Below are 18,646 nucleotides of genomic sequence, written 5' to 3' on the forward strand. Positions count from 1 at the left end.
GAGTATTCGAAACCCAGGAGGCAATCGTCGAAGCCTGCTGCAGCGCTTGGAACAGCCTGGTGGCGCAGCCAGATAAAATAACCTCAATCGCAACACGGAGCTGGGCAAAACAGGTCAATGCTTAACGCCGTTGGTATTAGCGTCCGCGGACGTGGGAAATGCGTGCTGGATAGGGCTTTCATCGCGGTCTCCTCAGCTCGATACGCGTTCCGATAGGCCGGCCGGTTGGGGCTCGAGGCAGCCGCGCGCCTGCAGTTCCTCGCGGATGATCTTCTTGGTGATCTTGCCGTAGGCCGATTTCGGCAACTCGTCCCAGAAGAACACGCGCCGGGGCAGTTTGTAGCGCGCCACCTTGCTCTCGACCCAGGCCAGCACCGCCGCTTCGTCGAGTGCCGCACCGGCGCGGGGCACCACCACCGCGACGCCGATCTCGCCCCAGACGCGGTCGGGCACGCCGAGGATCGCGACCTCTGCGATCGCCGGATGGCTCAGCAGTTTCTCCTCGATCTCGCGCGGATAGACGTTGGAGCCGCCGGAAATATACATGTCCGAGGCGCGGCCGGTTATGAACAGGAAATCTTCCCGGTCCATGTGGCCGAGATCCCCAGTCCGGAACCAGCCGTTGCGGAAGGCTTTGGCATTGGCCTCGGGGTTGTTGTAGTAGCCGGCGAAGACCGCGAGGCCGCAGACGCAGATTTCGCCGGTCTCGCCGGGTTCGAGTTCATGCCCGGCTTCGTCCTGGATGGAAATTTGCATCGCCGTGCGCGCGAAGCCGCAGGTGCCGATCCGCGAGGCCGGGCCGTCCTCGGGATTGTGCAGGGCAGGGGGCAGAACGGTGATGTTGCCGGTCACTTCGCCGAGCCCGAAATACTGGACGAGCACCGCGCCGAGTTTTCGCAACGCGTGTTTCTGATCCTCGCGATACATCGGTGCGCCCGCATAGATCACGTAGCGCAGCGAGGAATGATCGTACGCATCGACGGAGGCATGCTCGGTGAGCAGCTTCACGATGGTCGGCACGGTGAACATGTTGGTGATGCGCCAGCGTTCGACCAGCGACCACATCTCCGCCGGATCGAGCCGGTCGCTCGCCGGCAGCACCGTCTTCACCGCGCGTGCCACCTGTACGAGCTGGTGGATGCCCGCACCATGGGAGAGCGGGGCGACCACGAGGGACGCATCCGCCTCCGTGGTGCCGGGCATCAGATCGCAGAGGTGGTTGGTGACGACGAAGCCCATCTGCCCATGCGTGAGGATTCCTGCTTTCGGCCTGCCGGTGGTGCCCGAGGTGAAGAAGAACCAGCAGGGATCGTCGTGCTCGACATCGGCTTGCGTCGGGGGGCTGTCGCGGTGGGCGGCGACGAGCGCGTCATACTCCGCGCCGAACTCCGCGGCACCGATGGCGATGATCAGGTGCAAGTCCGGCGCCGCCTCGCGCGCCGCGGCGACATGGCCTGCGAATTCGCTCTGGCAGATCATCACCGTGGCCCCGCTGGAAGCGGCGAGATAGGCGACCTCTGAAGGCGTCTGCCGGAAATTGGTCGGCACCCAGACGGCGCCGAGCCGGAAGCAGGCGAACATCGATTCGAAGAGCTGATGGCAATTGCGCGACTGCACCAGAATGCGATCGCCTTTCACGACACCGCGCGCGGCGAGGGCTGCGACCATGCCGTCGACCCGACGGTCGAGCTCGGCCCAGCTGAGTTCGAGATCGCCCCAGACGAAGCCGATCTCTTCGCCATGGCGACGTGCTGCCTGGCGCAGGAAATGCGCGAGATTCATCACGCGCCGGCTGCAAGGGCTGATGCCGCCGCGGGGTGCGGCGCTCACCGCTGGCGCTCCAGGATCGAGACGTAGTTGGCGACCGCGGCGCCGCCCATGTTGAACACGCCGCCGAGCTCGGCGCGTGGCAGCTGCATCGCGCCGGCGCTGCCGGTGAGCTGCATCGCGGCGATCACATGCATCGAGACGCCGGTCGCGCCCACCGGATGGCCCTTTGCCTTCAGCCCGCCCGAGCGATTGACCGGCAGCTTGCCGTCCGGCGTGGTCAGCCCGTCAAGTGCCACGCGCGCGCCCTGTCCGTGTGGTGCCAGGCCCATCGCCTCGTATTCGATTAGCTCGGCGATGGTGAAGCAATCATGCGTCTCGACGAAGGAAAGATCGTCGAGCGTGAGGTGCGCGTGCCCGAGTGCCGCGGCCCAGGCGGTGGCGGCACCTTCGAACCGCGTCGGGTCACGGCGCGAGAGCGGCAAATAGTCGTTGACCTGCACGGCGGCGCGAAAGCGAACGGATTTGCCGAGTGCGGCAGCGGTCTCCTCATCGGCCAGGATCAGCGCCGCGGCACCGTCGCTGACCAGGGAACAATCGGTGCGCTTCAGCGGCCCCGCGACATAGGGGTTTTTCTCCGAGGCTTTGCGGCAGAAGGCGTAGCCGAGATCGCGGCGCATCTGCGCATAGGGATTGTCGACGCCGTTCTTGTGGTTCTTCGCCGCGATCGTGGCGAGGGCATCGGACTGGTCGCCGAAGCGCTGGAAATAGGTCTCGGCGATCCGCCCGAACACGCCGGCGAAGCCGCCGGGAATATCGCCCTCCTCGCGCCGGTAGGAGGCGGCGAGAAGATTGTCGCCCACCTGCGCACCGGACACGGCGGTCATTTTCTCGACGCCGATCACCAGCGCCAGCCGCCCGCGCCCCGCAGCGATGAAATCGCGCGCGCCATAGACCGCGGCGGAGCCTGACGCGCAGGCATTCTCAAAGCGCGTCGCGGGCTTGAAACGCAGGTCGGGCACGCTCTGGATCGCGAGCGAGCTCGGGAAATCCTGTCGGCTGAACCCATTGTTGAAATGGCCGACAAACACGCCATCGATCTCGGCGGGCGCCACGCTTGCGTCGCGAATCGCCGCTTCCGCGACGCGCTCGATGAGGCGCTCCGCGTCGGGCTCGTCGAGCTTGCCGAATTGGGTATGCGCCCATCCGACGATGCATGCTTCTGTCATGGTTTCCTGCTCCTCATCGAAACGGTTAGTGGTTCATTGAATTCTGGCGCGCCCGCGCGGCAATATTGGTGGCCCCGGCGGGACGCTCGAGGCGTTCGGCGAGGCGTTCGGCCTCGCTGTGCAGAAGGGCGACGAGTTGCGCGCAGCGCGCCGGTTGCAGGCGCTGGTCGATGGCGGCGATCGAGAGTGCGCCTTCGCATTGTCCCGCGCGGTTGACGACCGCGACACCGACCGCCCAGCTGCCGGCATAGAGCTGGCCCGGATTGAACGCATAGACGTTCGCGCGGGCGAGCGCGGTCTGTTCACGGAGCCGTTCGGGCGGAAAACCCGGATAGCGCGCCAGAAGATCCGGCGTGTTGTGCTGGATAATCGCCTCCGCTTCGGCCGGCGGCAGCGCCGCGAGGATCGCGAGGCTGCCGGCGCCGACACCGAGCGGGTGGCGATCGCCGGCCTGCAGCACATAGGAGCGGATCGGGAAGGCGCCTTCCTGGCGATGCAGGCAGATGCCGTACCAGTCGCGGCGCACGGTGAGGAAGGCGGTGTCCTCGGACGCCGTGGCGAGGCGCGAGAGGCTCGGCAGCGCGGCCCTGTGGATGCCGTAGCGCTCATGCGCGAGCGTGCCGATCACGAAGGATTCGGGGCCGAGATGATAGAGTTTCGTGACACCGTCCTGCGCCAGGAAGCCCTGCCGTTCGAGGGCCTGCAGCAGCCGATGGACGGTGGGCTTGGTCAAGCCGGATTGCTGCACGAGCTCACTCAGCCTGATGCCGCGCCCCGCGCGTGTGGCGACGAGTCGCAGCAGGCCGAGCGCGCGGTCGAGACTTTGGGTGCCTGGGGCATCGTCCTTGGACACGTCCGTTTTCCCTCGCCGCATCGTCATTATTTATCTTGGCATTTAAATTTTAGCTTGGCATCTGGTATCGGTATTTTTTATTGGTCCAGAATATGGCCCCAAACTTTACGGGCAATATACGCTTTACAATGAATAAGTCTAGGACCTATAGGTTTGTCGCAAATAATTTGAGGAAATAAAAAAACGATGTCCACTATATGGACTTATTTTGCAATAATTGTCAGATAATGTTTCGGGCTGCCTTATCCGGTTGCCTGGAGGCGATCCGCGAGCAATAATCTTCTAACAAGTCGTCTAGAGGGAACGTTCCATGTCAAAAATCACGCGCCGGACCATGTTGGCCGGGGGCGCCGCACTGCCGCTTGTCGCGATCCGCACAGGCAAGGCCGATGCTGCGCAATTTTCCTACAAATTCGCGACCAATCTGCCGGCGGTCCATCCGCTCAACGTGCGCATCGGCGAGGCCTTGGCGAAGATCAAGACCGAGAGCGACGGCCGCCTGGATATCACGCTCTTTCCGAACAGCGAGCTCGGCACTGACCCGGTGATGCTGAGCCAGGTGCGCTCCGGCGCGCTCCAGTTCTTCACCCTCTCGCCGCTGATCCTCTCGACACTGGTGCCGCTCTCGGCGATCAACGGGGTGGGCTTCGCTTTCAAGGATTCCACGCAGGCCTTCAGCGCCATGGACGGGCAGCTCGGGGCATTCGTGCGCACGGCGATCGCAGCGCGCGGGCTGATCGCCTTTGAGAAGATCTTCGACAACGGCTTCCGCCAGATCACCACCGGAAACCATCCGATCCGCACGCCCGATGATCTGCACGCGCTGCGCATCCGTGTTCCGCCCGCGGCGCTCTGGACCTCGATGTTTAGCGATTTCGGTGCGTCGCCCACGACGATCAGCTTCAACGAGGTCTACACGTCGTTGCAGACCAAGATCGTCGATGGGCAGGAAAATCCGCTCGCCATCGTCAGCTCGGCGAAGCTCTACGAGGTGCAGAAATACTGTTCACTCACCAACCATATGTGGGACGGCTTCTGGACGCTCGCGAACCCGGCTGCGTTCAAGCGGCTGCCGGCGGATCTGCAGGCCCTCGCCGAACGGGAACTCAACGCCGCAGCCCTCCGGCAACGTGGCGATGTCGCCTCGCTCAACGCCACTCTGCAAACCAGCCTGAGCGCGCAGGGGCTCGCCTTCAACGATACCGATCCCGCGCAATTCCGCGCCGCGCTCACGCACGCCGGCTTCTATTCCTCCTGGAAGGGCAAGTTCGGCGACCAGGCCTGGAGCCTTCTTGAGGGTTACACGGGCGCGCTGGGGTGAGCACGTCCTATGGGGCGGAGACGCAGGTGACGCCGTTGCAGCGGCGTCATGCGGTGCTCAAGATCGTCGAGCACTTCCTGCGCCGCGCGGTCGAGGTGCCGGCCGCGTTGCTGGTGCTGGCCGAGATCGTCATTCTCTCGGCCGGCGTGTTCGCGCGTTTCGTGCTGAACGCGCCGCTGGTCTGGTCGGACGAACTCGCGGGGATTCTATTCCTCTGGCTGGCGATGCTCGGCTCCGTCATCGCGCTGCAGCGCGGCCAGCATATGCGCATGACCGCGCTGGTGAACGCGGTGCCGCCGCGCGTCGCGCAATGCCTGCAGACGGTGGCGATCGGCACGACCGCTTTGTTCCTCGCGCTGATCCTGCCGCAGGCCGCGGACTACGCACAGGGACAGGCGTTCATCACCTCGCCGGCGCTGGGCCTCTCCGACATGATCCGCACCAGCGCGCTGCCGGCGGGGGCGGGGCTGATGCTGCTCTTCGCGCTGATCCAGCTTGCGCGCAGCGACTGGCGCGATCTTGCCGTCACCGCAGCACTCCTCGCCGTGGTGGCCGCGTTGCTCTGGCTCGGCCAGGATGCGCTGGCGGCGATAGGCAACTGGAATCTGCTGGTCTTTTTCGTGGCGCTGCTCGCTTGTGGCGTGCTCGCCGGGGTTCCGGTCGGCTTCGCCTTCGGCCTTGCCACCTTCGCCTATATCGTCACGCTCGCACCCGCGCCGCCCAGCGTGATGCTCGGCACGATGGATCAGGGCATGAGTTCGCTGATCCTGCTCGCGGTGCCGCTCTTCGTCTTTCTCGGCGGGCTGATCGAGATGACCGGCATGGCGCAGGCGATGGTCGCCTTTCTTGCTTCATTGCTTGGCTCGGTGCGCGGCGGTCTCAGCTATGTGCTGCTCGGCGCGATCTACCTGGTGGCCGGCATCTCGGGCTCCAAGGCGGCGGACATGGCGGCGGTCGCCCCGGTGCTGTTCCCCGAGATGAAGAAGCGCGGCATGGACGAAGGCGAGATGGTTTCAGTGCTCGCCAGCGCCGCGGCGATGAGCGAAACCATCCCGCCCTCGATCGTGCTGATCGCGATCGGCTCGGCGACCGGCGTTTCCATCGCAGCCTTGTTCGCCGGCGGCTTGCTGCCGGCCCTGGTGCTCGCGCTGGCCCTCGGCGCGATCGCCTGGTTCCGCTCGGCGGATGACGATGTCGCGCACGCCGAGCGTTTCACCCGCGCTGTGAAGTTGCGCCGTTTCTGGGTGGCACTGCCGGCGCTGGCACTGCCCTTCCTGATCCGTTCGGCCGTGGTCATGGGCGTCGCCACCGCGACCGAGGTCTCGACCATCGGTATCGCCTATGCGGTCGTGGCCGGGCTGCTGATCTATCGCAAATTCGACTGGCGGCGCGTCTATCCGATGTTGGTCGATACCGCTTCGCTCTCGGGCGCGATTCTGTTCATCATCGGTGCCGCCAGCGCGATGGGCTGGGCGCTGACGCAGTCCGGCTTCTCGCAAAGCCTAAGTGCTGCGATGGAGGCGGTGCCCGGCGGGCGGTTCGGTTTCCTGGCGGTCTCGGTGCTCGCCTTCATCGTCCTGGGCAGCGTGCTCGAAGGCATTCCCGCGATCGTGCTGTTCGGCCCGCTGCTGTTCCCGATCGCGGCGGCGGTTGGCGTCAACGAAGTGCATTATGCGATCGTGGTCGTGCTTGCGATGGGCATCGGCCTGTTCTCGCCGCCTTTCGGGGTCGGTTACTACGCGGCCTGCGCGATCGGCCGGGTCAACCCGGATGCCGGGCTGCGCAGGATCTGGCCCTACATGATCGCGCTGCTGATCGGCATCGTGGTGGTCGCCGCTTTTCCCTTTCTATCGGTTGGGTTTTTGGGAGGTAAATAAAATGGGTGCACGTTTGAGCGGCAAGATCGCGCTGGTCACTGGCGGTCTGTCCGGTATCGGGGCGGCGATCGCGCAGCGCTTCGTCGAAGAAGGGGCGAGCGTCGTCGCGGCCGATCTCGCGGCCGAGGCGACCAGCCTCGCCGACGGGCCGCTTGCGCCCTACCGCGCCGACATCTCTAACCCTGAGAGCGTGCAGGCCCTGGTCGATGCGATTCTCGCGCGCCATGGGCGGCTCGATTGCGTGGTGAATTCCGCCGGCATCGGCAAGGACGTTCCGTTCCTCGACACGTCGCTCGAATTGTTCGACCGGATCGTCGCGGTCAATCTGCGCGGGACCTTCATCGTCGGCCAGGCCGCGGCGCGTGCGATGCGCGGGACCGGCGGCGCCATCGTCAACATCGCCAGCGTCTCGGGCGTCGCCGGCAATGTCGGCCGCTCCGCCTATGGCGCCTCGAAGGGCGGCGTGGTGCTGCTGAGCAAGGTGATGGCGGTGGACCTCGCGGCCGACGGCATCCGCGTCAATGTGCTGGCGCCTGGCCCGGTGGATACCCCGTTGGTCGCAGAGATGCATTCCGCGGAAATTCGAGGGCGCTGGGTGGAGCGTACACCGCTTCGCCGCTACGCGCAGCCGGAGGAGATGGCGGGTGCGGCGGTTTTCCTGTGCTCCGGTGACGCGAGTTACATCACCGGCCATGTGCTGGCTGTCGATGGCGGGTTCCTGGGTGCCGGGCTGCCGGCTGCATAGAAAGGTGCCGCTTTTTAAAAAAAGCGGCGCAAAAACTTTTGTTATGCTGGGCCTGTGGCGCTGACACTGCACGGGCCCAAAGGCGCAGAAAACTACTTTTTGTTCACAAAAAGTAGCCTTTCTTCCTCGTTACTGCCCGGGGGCGGCGGGCATGTTGGAAAGGTCTGCTTCAACCACGGCAAGTTTTGCTTTGGTCAACCGTCCTCCCGACATGACGGCGATCTGGGACAGGCTCATGTCATCAAACAGAATGTAGCTTCGACTGGCCATTAATCCGGGCAAGTCATGAACCAGGATCGCCTTGCCTTGCTTGTTCTCGGCTATTTGGTGCAGCGGCGTGTCCAATGAAAACGCATGAATAGGTGCCGAGATATGGCTGTTTGCTCCCACGTCAGGAATCGATTTTGGTTGGCTACATGCCAACAAAATGGCAGGGCCGAGCACTACAAAAGCCATGGAACCGCAGCGGAGCGATCGGGACACTGATAAAACCCTCCCGAGCACGAGCTCCTGAGAGCTGTCATGAGATTATGTCAGGAATGAATGGCGTTTAGCATGCCCTCGCCATAAATCCTACTATAAAACGAGGATTTTCCGCTAACCGGGAGTGCATGACGAAAAATTTCAGCGACGGCCAGAATAAACCGAGAGCAACAGAAGTCTTAGGAAGACGTTAATCGCAGGAGTCTTCCCATGGATGATCGTAACCTTGCGTCTCACACCCTATCGCGCCGCCGCACCCTGGCTTGCGCGGGATGGATCGGCACCGGCATGCTGTGGTCTGTGGTCGGTGGCGTACCCCGCACAATCGGTCTGATCGGCAGCGCGCAAGCCGCTGACATGGCCCCCTCAGCCGGCAATTTCACGTTTCTGCAGATGAGTGACAGTCATATCGGATTTAAGGCTGGGCCTTACCAGGATGTGACCGGCACGCTGCAGGCGGCGATCAACCAGGCGAAATCGCTGCAAGCGGCGCCGGCTTTCATGCTGCATACCGGCGATATCAGCCACCTTGCGAAGGTGCCGGAATTCGACACCGCCGATCAGATCAACGCGACGTCGGGGCTGGAGATCTATCATGTGCCCGGCGAACACGACATGCTCGATCCGGGCAAGAAACTCTACCTCGCCCGCTACGGCAAAAACACCAAAGGCGATGGCTGGTACAGTTTCGACAGTCATGGTGTCCACTTTGTCGGGCTCGTCAACGTTGTGCATAACGGGCCGGATGGCCAGTGGCTGCTGGGACCGGAACAGATCGCTTGGCTGGCGGATGACCTGCGCGGGCAGAGCGCCTCCACGCCGGTTGTCGTGTTCGCGCATATTCCCCTCTGGACCATCTATGCCGCCTGGGGATGGGGCACGGGGGATGCGCCGGCGGCGCTGGCGTTGCTGCGTCGCTTTGGGTCGGTGACGATCCTCAACGGACATATCCATCAAATCATGCAGAAAACGGAAGGGAATATGGCCTTCCATACGGCACGGTCGACGGCGTTTCCGCAACCAAAACCAGGTACGCCGCCGCATGAGGGGCCGCTGCTGAATGTTCCGGCGGGTGAGGTCGGCACGTATCTGGTATCACGAAAATTGCCTATCGCGAGACCGATACGCGGCTCGCGGTCACCGATGACACGCTCAGCACATAGGGAGGCGCGCCATGCTGAAACGTTTTCTCGTTCTCACGACCCTGCTTGCCGCGGGCAGCGCGAGTTACGCTTATGCGGCAACCGCCACCGTGACGATCGATAACTATACTTTTTCCCCGGCAACGATCACGGTGCATCCGGGGGACAAAGTCACATGGACCAACCAGGATTCCGTTCCCCATACCGCCACTGCGCTCGACGGAAAAAGCTTCGATTCCGGCGCGATCGACCCGAATGCAAGCTGGAGTTTCGTGTTTCAAAAGGTGGGCATTTATCATTATCGTTGTGCCATCCATCCGGACATGCGAGGAGAGGTGGACGTACAATAGTTCACTGTCCCAGGCTCCATCAAACATGAGGCAGGCACCGGCTGATGAACGGATGGACCGGTTTCGCGCGCTGGCATTGCCGCTGCTGGGGAGATTTCATCGTCTGGCGATCGGCCTGACCGGAAACCAGCAGCGCGCGGAGGATCTGGTGCAAGACACGATGCTGCGCGCATGGCGCTACTTCGATACCTATCAAGGTGATGATTTTCGGGCCTGGATGGCCGTGATCATGCGCAACCTGTACCGCTCTAAAGCAGCGCCGGCTGCGCTTTCCACCGACAGTGAATGGTTTTCCGAGGTTGCCGATTTGTTACCGAATCCCGAACAGGAAGTGCTCGCGCGGGATCGCGCGCAACGCCTCCGTCATCTCATCGATACTCTGCCGGAAACGTTACGGGAAACTTTGGTGACGCGCGAGTTCGGCGGTCTCTCTTACACGCAGATCGCGCTCGCTCTGTCCGTGCCGGTGGGAACCGTAATGTCGCGTCTGTCACGTGCCAGAAATGATCTGCGTGCCGCCTGGATGGCCGCGCATGATGGAGATGTCTCGTGATCTGCGAAGACAGGCTCGAGCCTATCAACGCCTTGCTCGATGGCGAGTTGGGGCCGCCGGATGCCGCTTTGTTGGCCGCGCATCTGGCAGACTGCCCCTCCTGCCGCAAATTGCTGGCCGAACTCGGCCAGCTTCGCAATGACCTCTCACAGCTGATACCGGAGCGCGACGCGCCGTCCCGATTGCAGGCGAAGATCGAGGCGGCGCTGGATGCGCAAGCAGTTGTCCGGTCGCCGGTCGCGAACAAGCTGATGCATGTCGCCTCAAGGATGCCGATCATGGGCCGGCGCGGTCAGCGTCTTGGCTGGGCCGCGGCGGCCCTCGTGATTGCGGCGATGACGGCGGCGCTGTTGGCGCCACGTCATAATGAAACGGTTGATTTTGCAGGGGTCCGCGACGCCGTGCTGCGGAGCTCGGTGTCGGAAAGTAGCGTGGCGGCCGAACCGGCCCCGGTGATCGCCGGGTTTCAACTGGTGGCGGCGCGGCGCGATCTGGTAGCCGGCCATGTCGCGCAAGTCCTGCAGTATTTGCGCTCGGGGAAGACAATCACCTTGTGCATCTGGGCGGCCAATGGCGAGCCGGCGCATGTGGTCAAAAATGCAACTTATCGCGGCATGGTGATCCGCTACTGGAATGACGGCGATCGTGAATATTGGGCCGCCAGCGCCAGGCCCGGGCTGGGTTTGGATATGTTGGTCGCGCGTTTAACCAAGGGCTGAGTTTTTCGCCGGCGGCCGGTCCGATGGTTGATTTTTTAACAAAGATCCAGCACAGGAAACAGCGATAGGATGGTGGTCCGCCCCGCCAGTATCTGCATAGGAAGACACGCAATTGCCTTATTCTGTTGTGCTGCGGTCCGTTGTGCGTGCCCTATGCCGACTGCGAGACCGCAAGGCGGCGGTGGCATTGATCATCGCTCTTTCAGCCCCTCTATTGATCGCGGCGACCGGCCTCGCGGTGGATGTCGGCTATTGGTACGAGCAGCAGGAGGGGCTGCAATCGGCGGTGGATGCCGCGGCACTCGCCGCAGCGACAGCGGCTGAAAAATACAGCGTCGACAGCACCAACATGGCGGAGCCGTTCGCCGTGGCTGCGGCCAACAACGCGACAAACGGGCAGTTTGCCTTTACGCCGCCCGCGAGCGCGGGCACGACCACTGCCACGCCCCTCACGCTGACCTCCAGCAAAGTCACGGTGAATGGCGCCGCGAGCACGCAATGGGTGGCGAGCGCGACCATACCGCGCCGCAGCTTCTTCTCCGCGGTGGGCGGCATCGGGTTCCTGGGGGTTCCGATCGGCCAGCAATCGGCAAGCGCCTCGGCAGACTTGGTGTTGCCTTCGAGCCCGGCCTGCCTGATCGCGACCCAAGGCGCGATATCGCTCAGCGGTGCCGCGAGCGTGATCGGCACGAATTGCGGCATCTCCTCGAACGAGGAGACGGGCTGCAGCATGTCGGCAACCGGTTCGGGCAAGATCATCGGCACCGAGGTGGCGACCGAGGCGAACTGCGTCAGCGTGAGCGGCGCCGGCTATATCGGCACCAGCGCCAGCGCCACCCCCTCTGATTCCTCGTCCACGGTCACCTTGAACGCGCCCGCGGCGACCGACCCGCTCGCCGACATGAACCCAACCGATAGCGCCGCGGCCGGCATGTCGATCTGGAACCCGGGCTGGACGACGCCCTCCGCGCCGGTTGAGGCCGCCAGCCCGGTGACCCCGGATTTGGGCTTCAATACATGGAGCGCGGAAGGGGTGGGGGATTGCCTCGTGCTCGGAGATTTTAACGCCGGGTGCGAACTCGATCCGAATTATCTCACCGGCATGAGCGGCTTCGGCGTTGCCTCGCTGCTCCTCAACGAAGGGACCACCACCGGAACCACCTTCATCACCGGCGGTTTCAGCGGCCAGTCGAATAAGACAACCACGCTGAACGGGGATGACTACTACATCAATGGCGGGATGGACGTAACCTCGGACACAGCGCTCACCATCGGCAGCAGCGCCCAGACCAGCCCGATCACCATGGTGGTGAACGGCGGCACCGTTATGAACAACGGTTCCGCCACGCTTGACCCCGGTACGTATTATCTCAACGGCGCGATGTCTGGCAGCAGCTACACGGGTTGGGGGCTCTCAACCGATATCTCGTCTTCCCTCGCCCTCGAAGGCCCCACTTATTATGTGAACGGCGGCATCGGGATCACCAATGGCGGCCCGCAGATGACGCTCAGTTCCGGCCTCTACGAGCTCACAAGCTATGCCGGCAATTCCAATTCCGAAAACTCGGGTGACGCCGGGGCGTTCTACGCCGGGCAAGGCACCTATGTGTTCGGCAATCCGGTCTCCTCAGACGCCACTCCCGCGCCGAACACCTATTTTTTCGACGGCGGGCTCACCATCAGCGGCGGCGCCCGCTCCGTCGTGTTCAACCCCGGCATTTATTACATCCGCAACGGCAATCTCGACATCGGGTCCGGTCCCACAGTCACCGGCAACGGGGTGACTTTCGTGCTCGAGGGCAACGCCGGTTTCACCATCGACGCCGGGGCCTCTGTCTCTCTTTCAGCGCCCTCCAGCAATTGCGTCGCTCCCGCCAATTTCCCCAATCCTTCTTATGAAGGCTCTGCGGCCCCTTACGACGGCACGGATGGCGAGGGCATTTGCGGCGTGTTGATCTATCAGTCCCGCGGCGACACGACCGCCGATAGCGTCACCGAGGGCGCCTCCGGCGCCTTCGCTGGCGCGATCTATGCCCCTAATGCGCCGCTGACGGTTTCCGGTGGCGCTTCCATGACCATCTCCACCTCCGGCCTCCCCGGGCTCGAAGTCGCCTCGGTGACGGATAGCGGCAGCGGCGCCATCAATCTCACCGAGACATCGAGCAGCGGGAGCGACAGCGGGTCGACCAGCACCGGCGCGATGCTTGTGCAGTAGGCGCGCTATCTCCATGTCAAAATCCCCGTTCAGGCCCGAAAAGCAGGGCGTGTTCACAGGTTGCGGCGCTGTGCTGGCATTCGCCCGAGCGCGGCGGGCGGCTGCTGCCGTGGAGTTCGCGATCTGCAGCGTGGCGCTGCTCCTGTTCATTTTTGGCATCCTCAATTTAGGCCTGCTCGGCCTGTCCTTGTCGGCGCTCGCGCGGGGGGTTCAGAGCGCCGCCCGCGCCGCCGCCGTCTTTACCTCAGCCCAATATGCCAATACCGGCGCATTTACCTGTCCATCCCCCGGCAACATCGTCACCGACTTCAACAACGCGGCCGGGCCCGCGCTGCCGAGTGCCGGCGATGCCAGCGGCAGCAATCCGCTGGTCACGGTCACTTGGACAAATAATGGCACCAATAATCAAGCGGGGGACCCACCAGGTCTCTACCTCACGCTCACGGGCAGCTACCGATGGTCTCCGATCGGCTTTAACGGGCTGTTTCCGAGCATCCCGCTCACCATTACGACCGTCACCACCGTGATGGGATCCCAAAACCAGACCACCGCATGCGCCAGCTCCAACGGTTAGCCGGGATCCTGCGGCGCCGGGCCGCGCGGAGCGGGCGCGGCAACGTCTCGATTGAATTCGCTTTGGTGTCGGTCTTCATCCTGCTGCCGTTGTTCGCCGGTGGGACGGATTTTGTCCTCATCATGTCGGCCCAGGCCCAGCTCAGGACCGCGTTCCAGGCGCTCGATTACTTTGCCTGGACCAATCCCGGCAATGCGACCAATCTGACCGAGGCGGGTTACATTATCAGCCTCATCAACCGGCAGTCAGACTACCAGGTCACGCTCCCCACGACGCTCTCGAGCGGCGGCGCCAATGGCGGGATTTCCTATGGCTGCTTTACCCCGCCGATAAGCTCCAGCGCGGCGATCACCTATCAGGCGACCACCTGCTCATCCGCGCAAACCCAGCAGACTCTTGTGACGTATCAGGTCACGACGCGTGTTTTTCTGCCCATACCGCTGCCGGGCATTTTATCGTCACCTTACCGGTTGAGCGTCAGCGGCAAGATCCAGGTCCAGTAGCGGAGAGTAAGGAAGCCTACTTTTTGTGAACAAAAAGTAGCAAAAAAACTTTGTTATGCTGGGTCATGGGCGTTGTCGGTGACAACGCCCATGACCCAGCATAACGCAAAAGTTTTTGCGCCGCTTTTTTCAAAAAGCGGCTGCTTGAACTTTCTTGATTGGATCGCGATCATAACGGTCTGTTTCCCAAAGTTTTGATTTGCTTTAACAAATTACGATATAGTAACATGTTTTTTGTGCGATAACAGTGGTTGAGCATGAAAAAATTTATACAAAAATATACGTCAAAAATTTTTTTTCTGACAAAAAATCTGTGTTCTGAAACAAAAGCGGACACGGCCGTCGAGTTCGCGATCATCGGCGCGGCTTTTTTTTTGTTTATTTTCGGTATTTTTGTGATCTCGATCGACATGTTCTGGCAGATGACGCTGGATGACGCCGTTCGCAACGCGACGCGGCAGGTACAGATCGGCAATGTCACGACGGGTTCGGCGTTCGTCACCGCCGTCTGCGGGGAATTTGGCCTCGTCGCGCCGAACTGTGCGGGCACATTGCAATATTCGGTCCAAGGCGGCGCGTATTTCGGCACGGGCGGGATCACTACGACGAGCTTCAGTTCCTCCGGAAACTTGGCTTCGCCGCAAACATTCACCGGGGTCACGGCAACGTCGGCCGGCGCGCCGGTGTTGCTGAGTGTGCAGGTTGCCTACCCAATTCCCTTCAAAGTTCTCTCCGTGCCGGGGGGCGTGGCCACGGAAAACGGCACGCCGTCGCTTTATTCCGCCGTCGCCACGGAGATGGAACCATGAAGATTGCGCACTTCACCTTGCCGATCCTGAAGGACCGGCGCAGCATCGCCGCGGTCGAATTCGCCTTGGTGATGCCGATTCTTCTGGTTTTGTTTATCGGCACGATTGAAATCCTAACCCTCTATCGGACGGAAGCGAAGTTGAATGCGATGACGATCAACGTCGCGCAAATGGTGGCGGTCCAAAACCAGGCAACGACCAATGGCATTTCGAGCGTGCCGGCCACCGGCACGTCCGAGGCCTCGCTCCAGAATATCTGCCAGGGCGCGCTGCTGGGATTGGCACCGTTTCCGGGTAGCGGCATGACCCTCAAAATCGCTGGCGTGACCTTGGAATCCAGCCCGCAAGGCGCGCCTACGACGTCCAAGGCCTACAGCACCGGCCGATCCTACGATGTCTGGGAAGGCGATTTTTCGGTGTCGGGGAGCAGCTGCAGCGCCACCAGCTCGTCGAGCACCTCGGCGATTGGCGCCAGCAACGCCGAGACGCTGGCCACGACATCGCCGCCGAGCACCAGTGGCACTGTGGGAACGGCCGGTTTGCTGGCAGTCCCGTGCGACAATGCCATCATCGTCCAGGCGTCGCTGACCTATCCGGGCATTTTGGGCGTGATTCTTCATAGCCGCCCCACTTTCACGCAAGCGGCCTATACGCGCTGGCGCTACGCAGGAACGCAAGAGGAACTGCAATGTTCCGGGACTGCCTGCTTTGCCAGCAATGCGACAACGCAGGTTTGTAACAATACCAATACGGCTAATTAGCAGGACCGGGGTCATGGCATTCATCCTCAAACGACTGCTTCGAGACCGGCGCGCGGCCACCGCGGTGGCGCTGGCGATCATGACTGTCCCGCTGCTCATCGCCGCCGGCGCCGCGGTGGATTTCTCGCGGGTCGCCTCGGCGCGGGCCTTGCTGCAGGCCTCGACGGATGCCGCGGCGATTGCCGGCGCGGGGGTCTGGCAGACCTCCGAATCTTCCAGCTACGCCGCCAGCGTCACCACCGCCGCTTATAGCGGAACCGCTTCACAGCTCGCGAATTTCGTCACGACATCAGCGCCGACGCCGGAACTGACCTGCACCGGAACATCGACCCAGTGTGGCGGCACCGCGAGCTATGCCACGGTGACGTCCACATATGGCTGCCCCAGTTCGGCGGAATACTGCGTCGTCGTGACAGCCACCGGGGTGCTTAAAAACTCGCTCTTGTCCTTCGTGATACCGTCCGAGACGTTGACCGTGAAAAGCATCGCCACCACGGCGTTTCCGCCGGAGACGATCTCCGGCAAGAACATTCCTCCCAGCCCTGGTTTTGGTTCCGCCGGCGACGTGAGCGGCATTTATGCCTATGCCGTGCCAATGTCTGGCACTGGCAGCACGGCAACGCCGGAATACAATCAAACGCCGCAGCCAAATTCAAGCTGCACAAGTTACGCAAGCATCGGGCCGCTGGCAGTGGATAACCCCGGAACGGCTTCGTCGACGACCTGCAATTATCTCTTCATCGCGCTGTCGACCAGCGCCGGCACCGGTGGCAGCGGCGGGTCGATCACGCTGCAGCAAAACCAGCCGATCGCCTTCAGCTTCATCAATTATACCGGCGCGAACAATTACCATTCCACGAATTACTTTACCGCCAGCACGAACCTCATGGTCTATGAGAATGGTAGCTCGACCGGCACCTATTATCAGAGCGGTGAGTCCGTCGTGACATCAACCACCACGACTTATACCACGGACACTTACCCATCATGCACGGCCTCTCAGCTTAACGTGCAAGGAAATTGTCCCGAGACGGGCACCCCCACAGTGACGACATCGAACACTGGCACCGATGGCACGAAGACACCACATAGCGGCTATGGTTCAAATGCCGTCTACACCACCACGGTGACGGCATCCTCCACCACGAACAATTATACCGCTTTGACAGGTAGTTGCCCTGATCACACCTTGTACGGATCGCTCGACTCGATGAACGTGAACACCACCACTGGTGCCGATAACGACGGTGATCCCGTGGCCGATAGTTTAAATGTCTATTCATCAGCCTATGAAGTTCTAGGCTATCCTCCCACTTACGAGACGAATCATGCCCTGATCCCCTTTGTCTCGCCCATATCCGTGGGCCCGACCACGGACGTCAACGGCAACACCTACAAGGTCAAAGCCATCTGCCCGAATTACAACAGATCGGGGACGACGATCAGCGCCCCGATCAGCAGCTCCTACGCCAGTTCCACAGGCTGGCAAGGACTCAACATTTTTTCCACCGCCTTCCCGGGGCAGGCCTATACGGACAGCGCCCTCGCGCCTTCGGCGAATGCCAGCGGCGCCGCGATGACCTCCGGCACGAATGACATTTTTCCACCAAGCATCGCCGGCTGCACGCCTGCGACCAGCGCCGAAGATGGCGGCGTGACACCAACAGCGGATGACCTTTGGTGGAACTGGAATGCACAAGGCAACGCTGCCGGAGGAAACAATAATTGCACGAAGGAATCGACTGCAAATCAGTCATCCTACCTGTCCACGGGGCAACCGACCTATAGCAATTGCACTTTGCTGATTCAGCCGTTGGGCACCGCCGTGCCTGTGAACGGCAGCAATCAGGCGCTTCTGCCCGATTATTATCTGCTGCTTGAAACATCTGCGGGCGCCATCGTCGGTATGGACCCAATCTGGGATGGTGAGACATTTACCGACCTGATGCCCGGCGTCATCACCAATAAACTCGGAGGCTATGACAACAACGTTACCGTGAGCGGAAGCACTGTCACCGATAAAGACACCGCGGCGACTTATAATTCCAGCGGCACAGTCACGAGTTATGGATACACGCCTTCTTCCACCAACTCTTATGCCTTAACATCCGGAACCTATAGCGGCGACACGGTGGTGATCGAACAGCCCGCTTACAGCAGCCATTACGATTTCAACCCGCCCTTGGCGACATCTTATCAATGCTACAACCCCCAGGCCAATGGCAACACCGCGTCTCAGGTCAGCATTCAGGAAGGCGGGGGAACCTCCCTGCCTTTTACCGCCGTCGGTGGCCAGAATAACGCCACGGCGATCGACCCGGTCGCCAACCCGCAACTCGGCGCCATTCTCTGCATAAGCAATCCGCCAGAAACTTATGCTCTGTACTGGAACGACCTGGGAACATACGAAGCCGACGACCTTGGCTATTGGAACGCGGTTGTGGCGTTCACATGCTCCGTGCCGGAAACAGGTGTGTCAGGCGGCGGGCCAGCGACATTATCGGGATGACCCCCACCGAAGCGGGGCAGAAATCTACTTTTTGTGAACAAAAAGTAGCAAAAAAACTTTGTTAATGCTGGGCCATGGGCGCTGTCGCTGACAACGCCCGTGGCCCAGCGGAGTCAAAAGTTTTTGCGCCGCTTTTTTCAAAAAGCGGCTGCTTTCCTTGCGCCTGGGTGCCCTATCGTGAAGCCGCCTTGGCGATGGGGAGGCGGACCAGTTTGGTGAGAGTCTGGTAGATGAAA

General features: G+C 61.9%; 17 protein-coding genes. 13 read left to right on the forward strand and 4 right to left on the reverse strand.

Annotation, left to right across the window (positions count from 1 at the left end):
- Positions 1 to 192 precede the first annotated feature (192 nt).
- The 3 genes from VGG47_RS09645 to VGG47_RS09655 are packed head-to-tail and all read right to left on the reverse strand — an operon-like array spanning position 193 to position 3,849.
- A complete protein-coding gene (locus tag VGG47_RS09645) occupies positions 193 to 1,830 on the reverse strand; it encodes an acyl-CoA synthetase (RefSeq protein ID WP_331537878.1) in 1,638 nt (545 codons plus the stop codon).
- Positions 1,827 to 2,996, reverse strand: a complete 1,170-nt coding sequence (locus VGG47_RS09650) for an acetyl-CoA acetyltransferase (protein WP_331537880.1) — start codon at positions 2,994 to 2,996, stop codon at positions 1,827 to 1,829. Before VGG47_RS09650 ends, VGG47_RS09645 begins: the two co-directional genes overlap by 4 nt.
- Before the next feature lie 25 nt (positions 2,997 to 3,021).
- On the reverse strand, positions 3,022 to 3,849 hold the full coding sequence (locus VGG47_RS09655) for an IclR family transcriptional regulator (protein ID WP_331537882.1): 828 nt from the start codon (positions 3,847 to 3,849) through the stop codon (positions 3,022 to 3,024).
- A gap of 310 nt (positions 3,850 to 4,159) precedes the next feature.
- Here VGG47_RS09655 and VGG47_RS09660 point away from each other — a divergent pair, with 310 nt between their 5' ends.
- Genes VGG47_RS09660 through VGG47_RS09670 form a run of 3 tightly spaced genes read left to right on the forward strand, consistent with a single transcriptional unit; the run spans position 4,160 to position 7,792 of the window.
- A complete protein-coding gene (locus VGG47_RS09660; protein ID WP_331537884.1) occupies positions 4,160 to 5,170 on the forward strand; it encodes a TRAP transporter substrate-binding protein in 1,011 nt (336 codons plus the stop codon).
- The gene (locus VGG47_RS09665) at positions 5,167 to 7,047 is read left to right on the forward strand and encodes a TRAP transporter large permease subunit (RefSeq protein WP_331537886.1); all 1,881 of its coding nucleotides are present in this window, start codon (positions 5,167 to 5,169) and stop codon (positions 7,045 to 7,047) included. Before VGG47_RS09660 ends, VGG47_RS09665 begins: the two co-directional genes overlap by 4 nt.
- A 1-nt stretch (position 7,048) precedes the next feature.
- On the forward strand, positions 7,049 to 7,792 hold the full coding sequence (locus VGG47_RS09670; protein ID WP_331537888.1) for an SDR family NAD(P)-dependent oxidoreductase: 744 nt from the start codon (positions 7,049 to 7,051) through the stop codon (positions 7,790 to 7,792).
- Positions 7,793 to 7,921: 129 nt separating this feature from the next.
- Here VGG47_RS09670 and VGG47_RS09675 read toward each other — a convergent pair whose 3' ends face one another.
- Complete coding sequence (locus VGG47_RS09675) at positions 7,922 to 8,248, reverse strand: hypothetical protein (protein ID WP_331537890.1); 327 nt, start codon at positions 8,246 to 8,248, stop codon at positions 7,922 to 7,924.
- A 237-nt stretch (positions 8,249 to 8,485) separates the two neighbouring features.
- Between VGG47_RS09675 and VGG47_RS09680 the strand changes: the two genes are divergently transcribed.
- The 10 genes from VGG47_RS09680 to VGG47_RS09725 all read left to right on the forward strand — a co-directional run bounded on the left by VGG47_RS09680 (position 8,486) and on the right by VGG47_RS09725 (position 18,410).
- Positions 8,486 to 9,541, forward strand: a complete 1,056-nt coding sequence (locus tag VGG47_RS09680; protein ID WP_331537892.1) for a metallophosphoesterase family protein — start codon at positions 8,486 to 8,488, stop codon at positions 9,539 to 9,541.
- Positions 9,528 to 9,767, forward strand: coding sequence for a cupredoxin domain-containing protein (locus VGG47_RS09685; RefSeq protein WP_331537894.1), 240 nt, complete (start codon positions 9,528 to 9,530; stop codon positions 9,765 to 9,767). Before VGG47_RS09680 ends, VGG47_RS09685 begins: the two co-directional genes overlap by 14 nt.
- A gap of 25 nt (positions 9,768 to 9,792) precedes the next feature.
- On the forward strand, positions 9,793 to 10,320 hold the full coding sequence (locus VGG47_RS09690) for a sigma-70 family RNA polymerase sigma factor (RefSeq protein ID WP_331537897.1): 528 nt from the start codon (positions 9,793 to 9,795) through the stop codon (positions 10,318 to 10,320).
- Entirely contained in the window at positions 10,317 to 11,039 is a 723-nt protein-coding gene (locus tag VGG47_RS09695) for an anti-sigma factor family protein (protein ID WP_331537900.1), read from the forward strand. The genes VGG47_RS09690 and VGG47_RS09695 overlap by 4 nt, the downstream gene beginning before the upstream one ends.
- Positions 11,040 to 11,220: 181 nt before the next feature.
- Complete coding sequence (locus VGG47_RS09700) at positions 11,221 to 13,254, forward strand: pilus assembly protein TadG-related protein (RefSeq protein WP_331537902.1); 2,034 nt, start codon at positions 11,221 to 11,223, stop codon at positions 13,252 to 13,254.
- A gap of 13 nt (positions 13,255 to 13,267) precedes the next feature.
- Entirely contained in the window at positions 13,268 to 13,828 is a 561-nt protein-coding gene (locus VGG47_RS09705; RefSeq protein WP_331537904.1) for a TadE/TadG family type IV pilus assembly protein, read from the forward strand.
- Positions 13,807 to 14,331 (forward strand): hypothetical protein, encoded by a 525-nt coding sequence (locus VGG47_RS09710; protein ID WP_331537906.1) that lies wholly within the window; start codon positions 13,807 to 13,809, stop codon positions 14,329 to 14,331. Before VGG47_RS09705 ends, VGG47_RS09710 begins: the two co-directional genes overlap by 22 nt.
- A gap of 257 nt (positions 14,332 to 14,588) precedes the next feature.
- Positions 14,589 to 15,140: a TadE/TadG family type IV pilus assembly protein gene (locus tag VGG47_RS09715; RefSeq protein WP_331537912.1), complete on the forward strand. Its 552-nt coding sequence runs from the start codon at positions 14,589 to 14,591 to the stop codon at positions 15,138 to 15,140.
- Positions 15,137 to 15,901 carry a TadE/TadG family type IV pilus assembly protein gene (locus tag VGG47_RS09720; protein ID WP_331537908.1) on the forward strand — a complete coding sequence of 255 codons (765 nt, stop codon included), beginning with the start codon at positions 15,137 to 15,139 and terminating at the stop codon, positions 15,899 to 15,901. Before VGG47_RS09715 ends, VGG47_RS09720 begins: the two co-directional genes overlap by 4 nt.
- Positions 15,902 to 15,914: 13 nt before the next feature.
- Positions 15,915 to 18,410, forward strand: a complete 2,496-nt coding sequence (locus VGG47_RS09725; RefSeq protein WP_331537910.1) for a TadE/TadG family type IV pilus assembly protein — start codon at positions 15,915 to 15,917, stop codon at positions 18,408 to 18,410.
- The last annotated feature ends 236 nt before the right edge of the window (positions 18,411 to 18,646 follow it).

It is taken from the genome of Acidocella sp. (assembly GCF_036489515.1).
Classification (GTDB): Bacteria; Pseudomonadota; Alphaproteobacteria; order Acetobacterales; family Acetobacteraceae; genus Acidocella.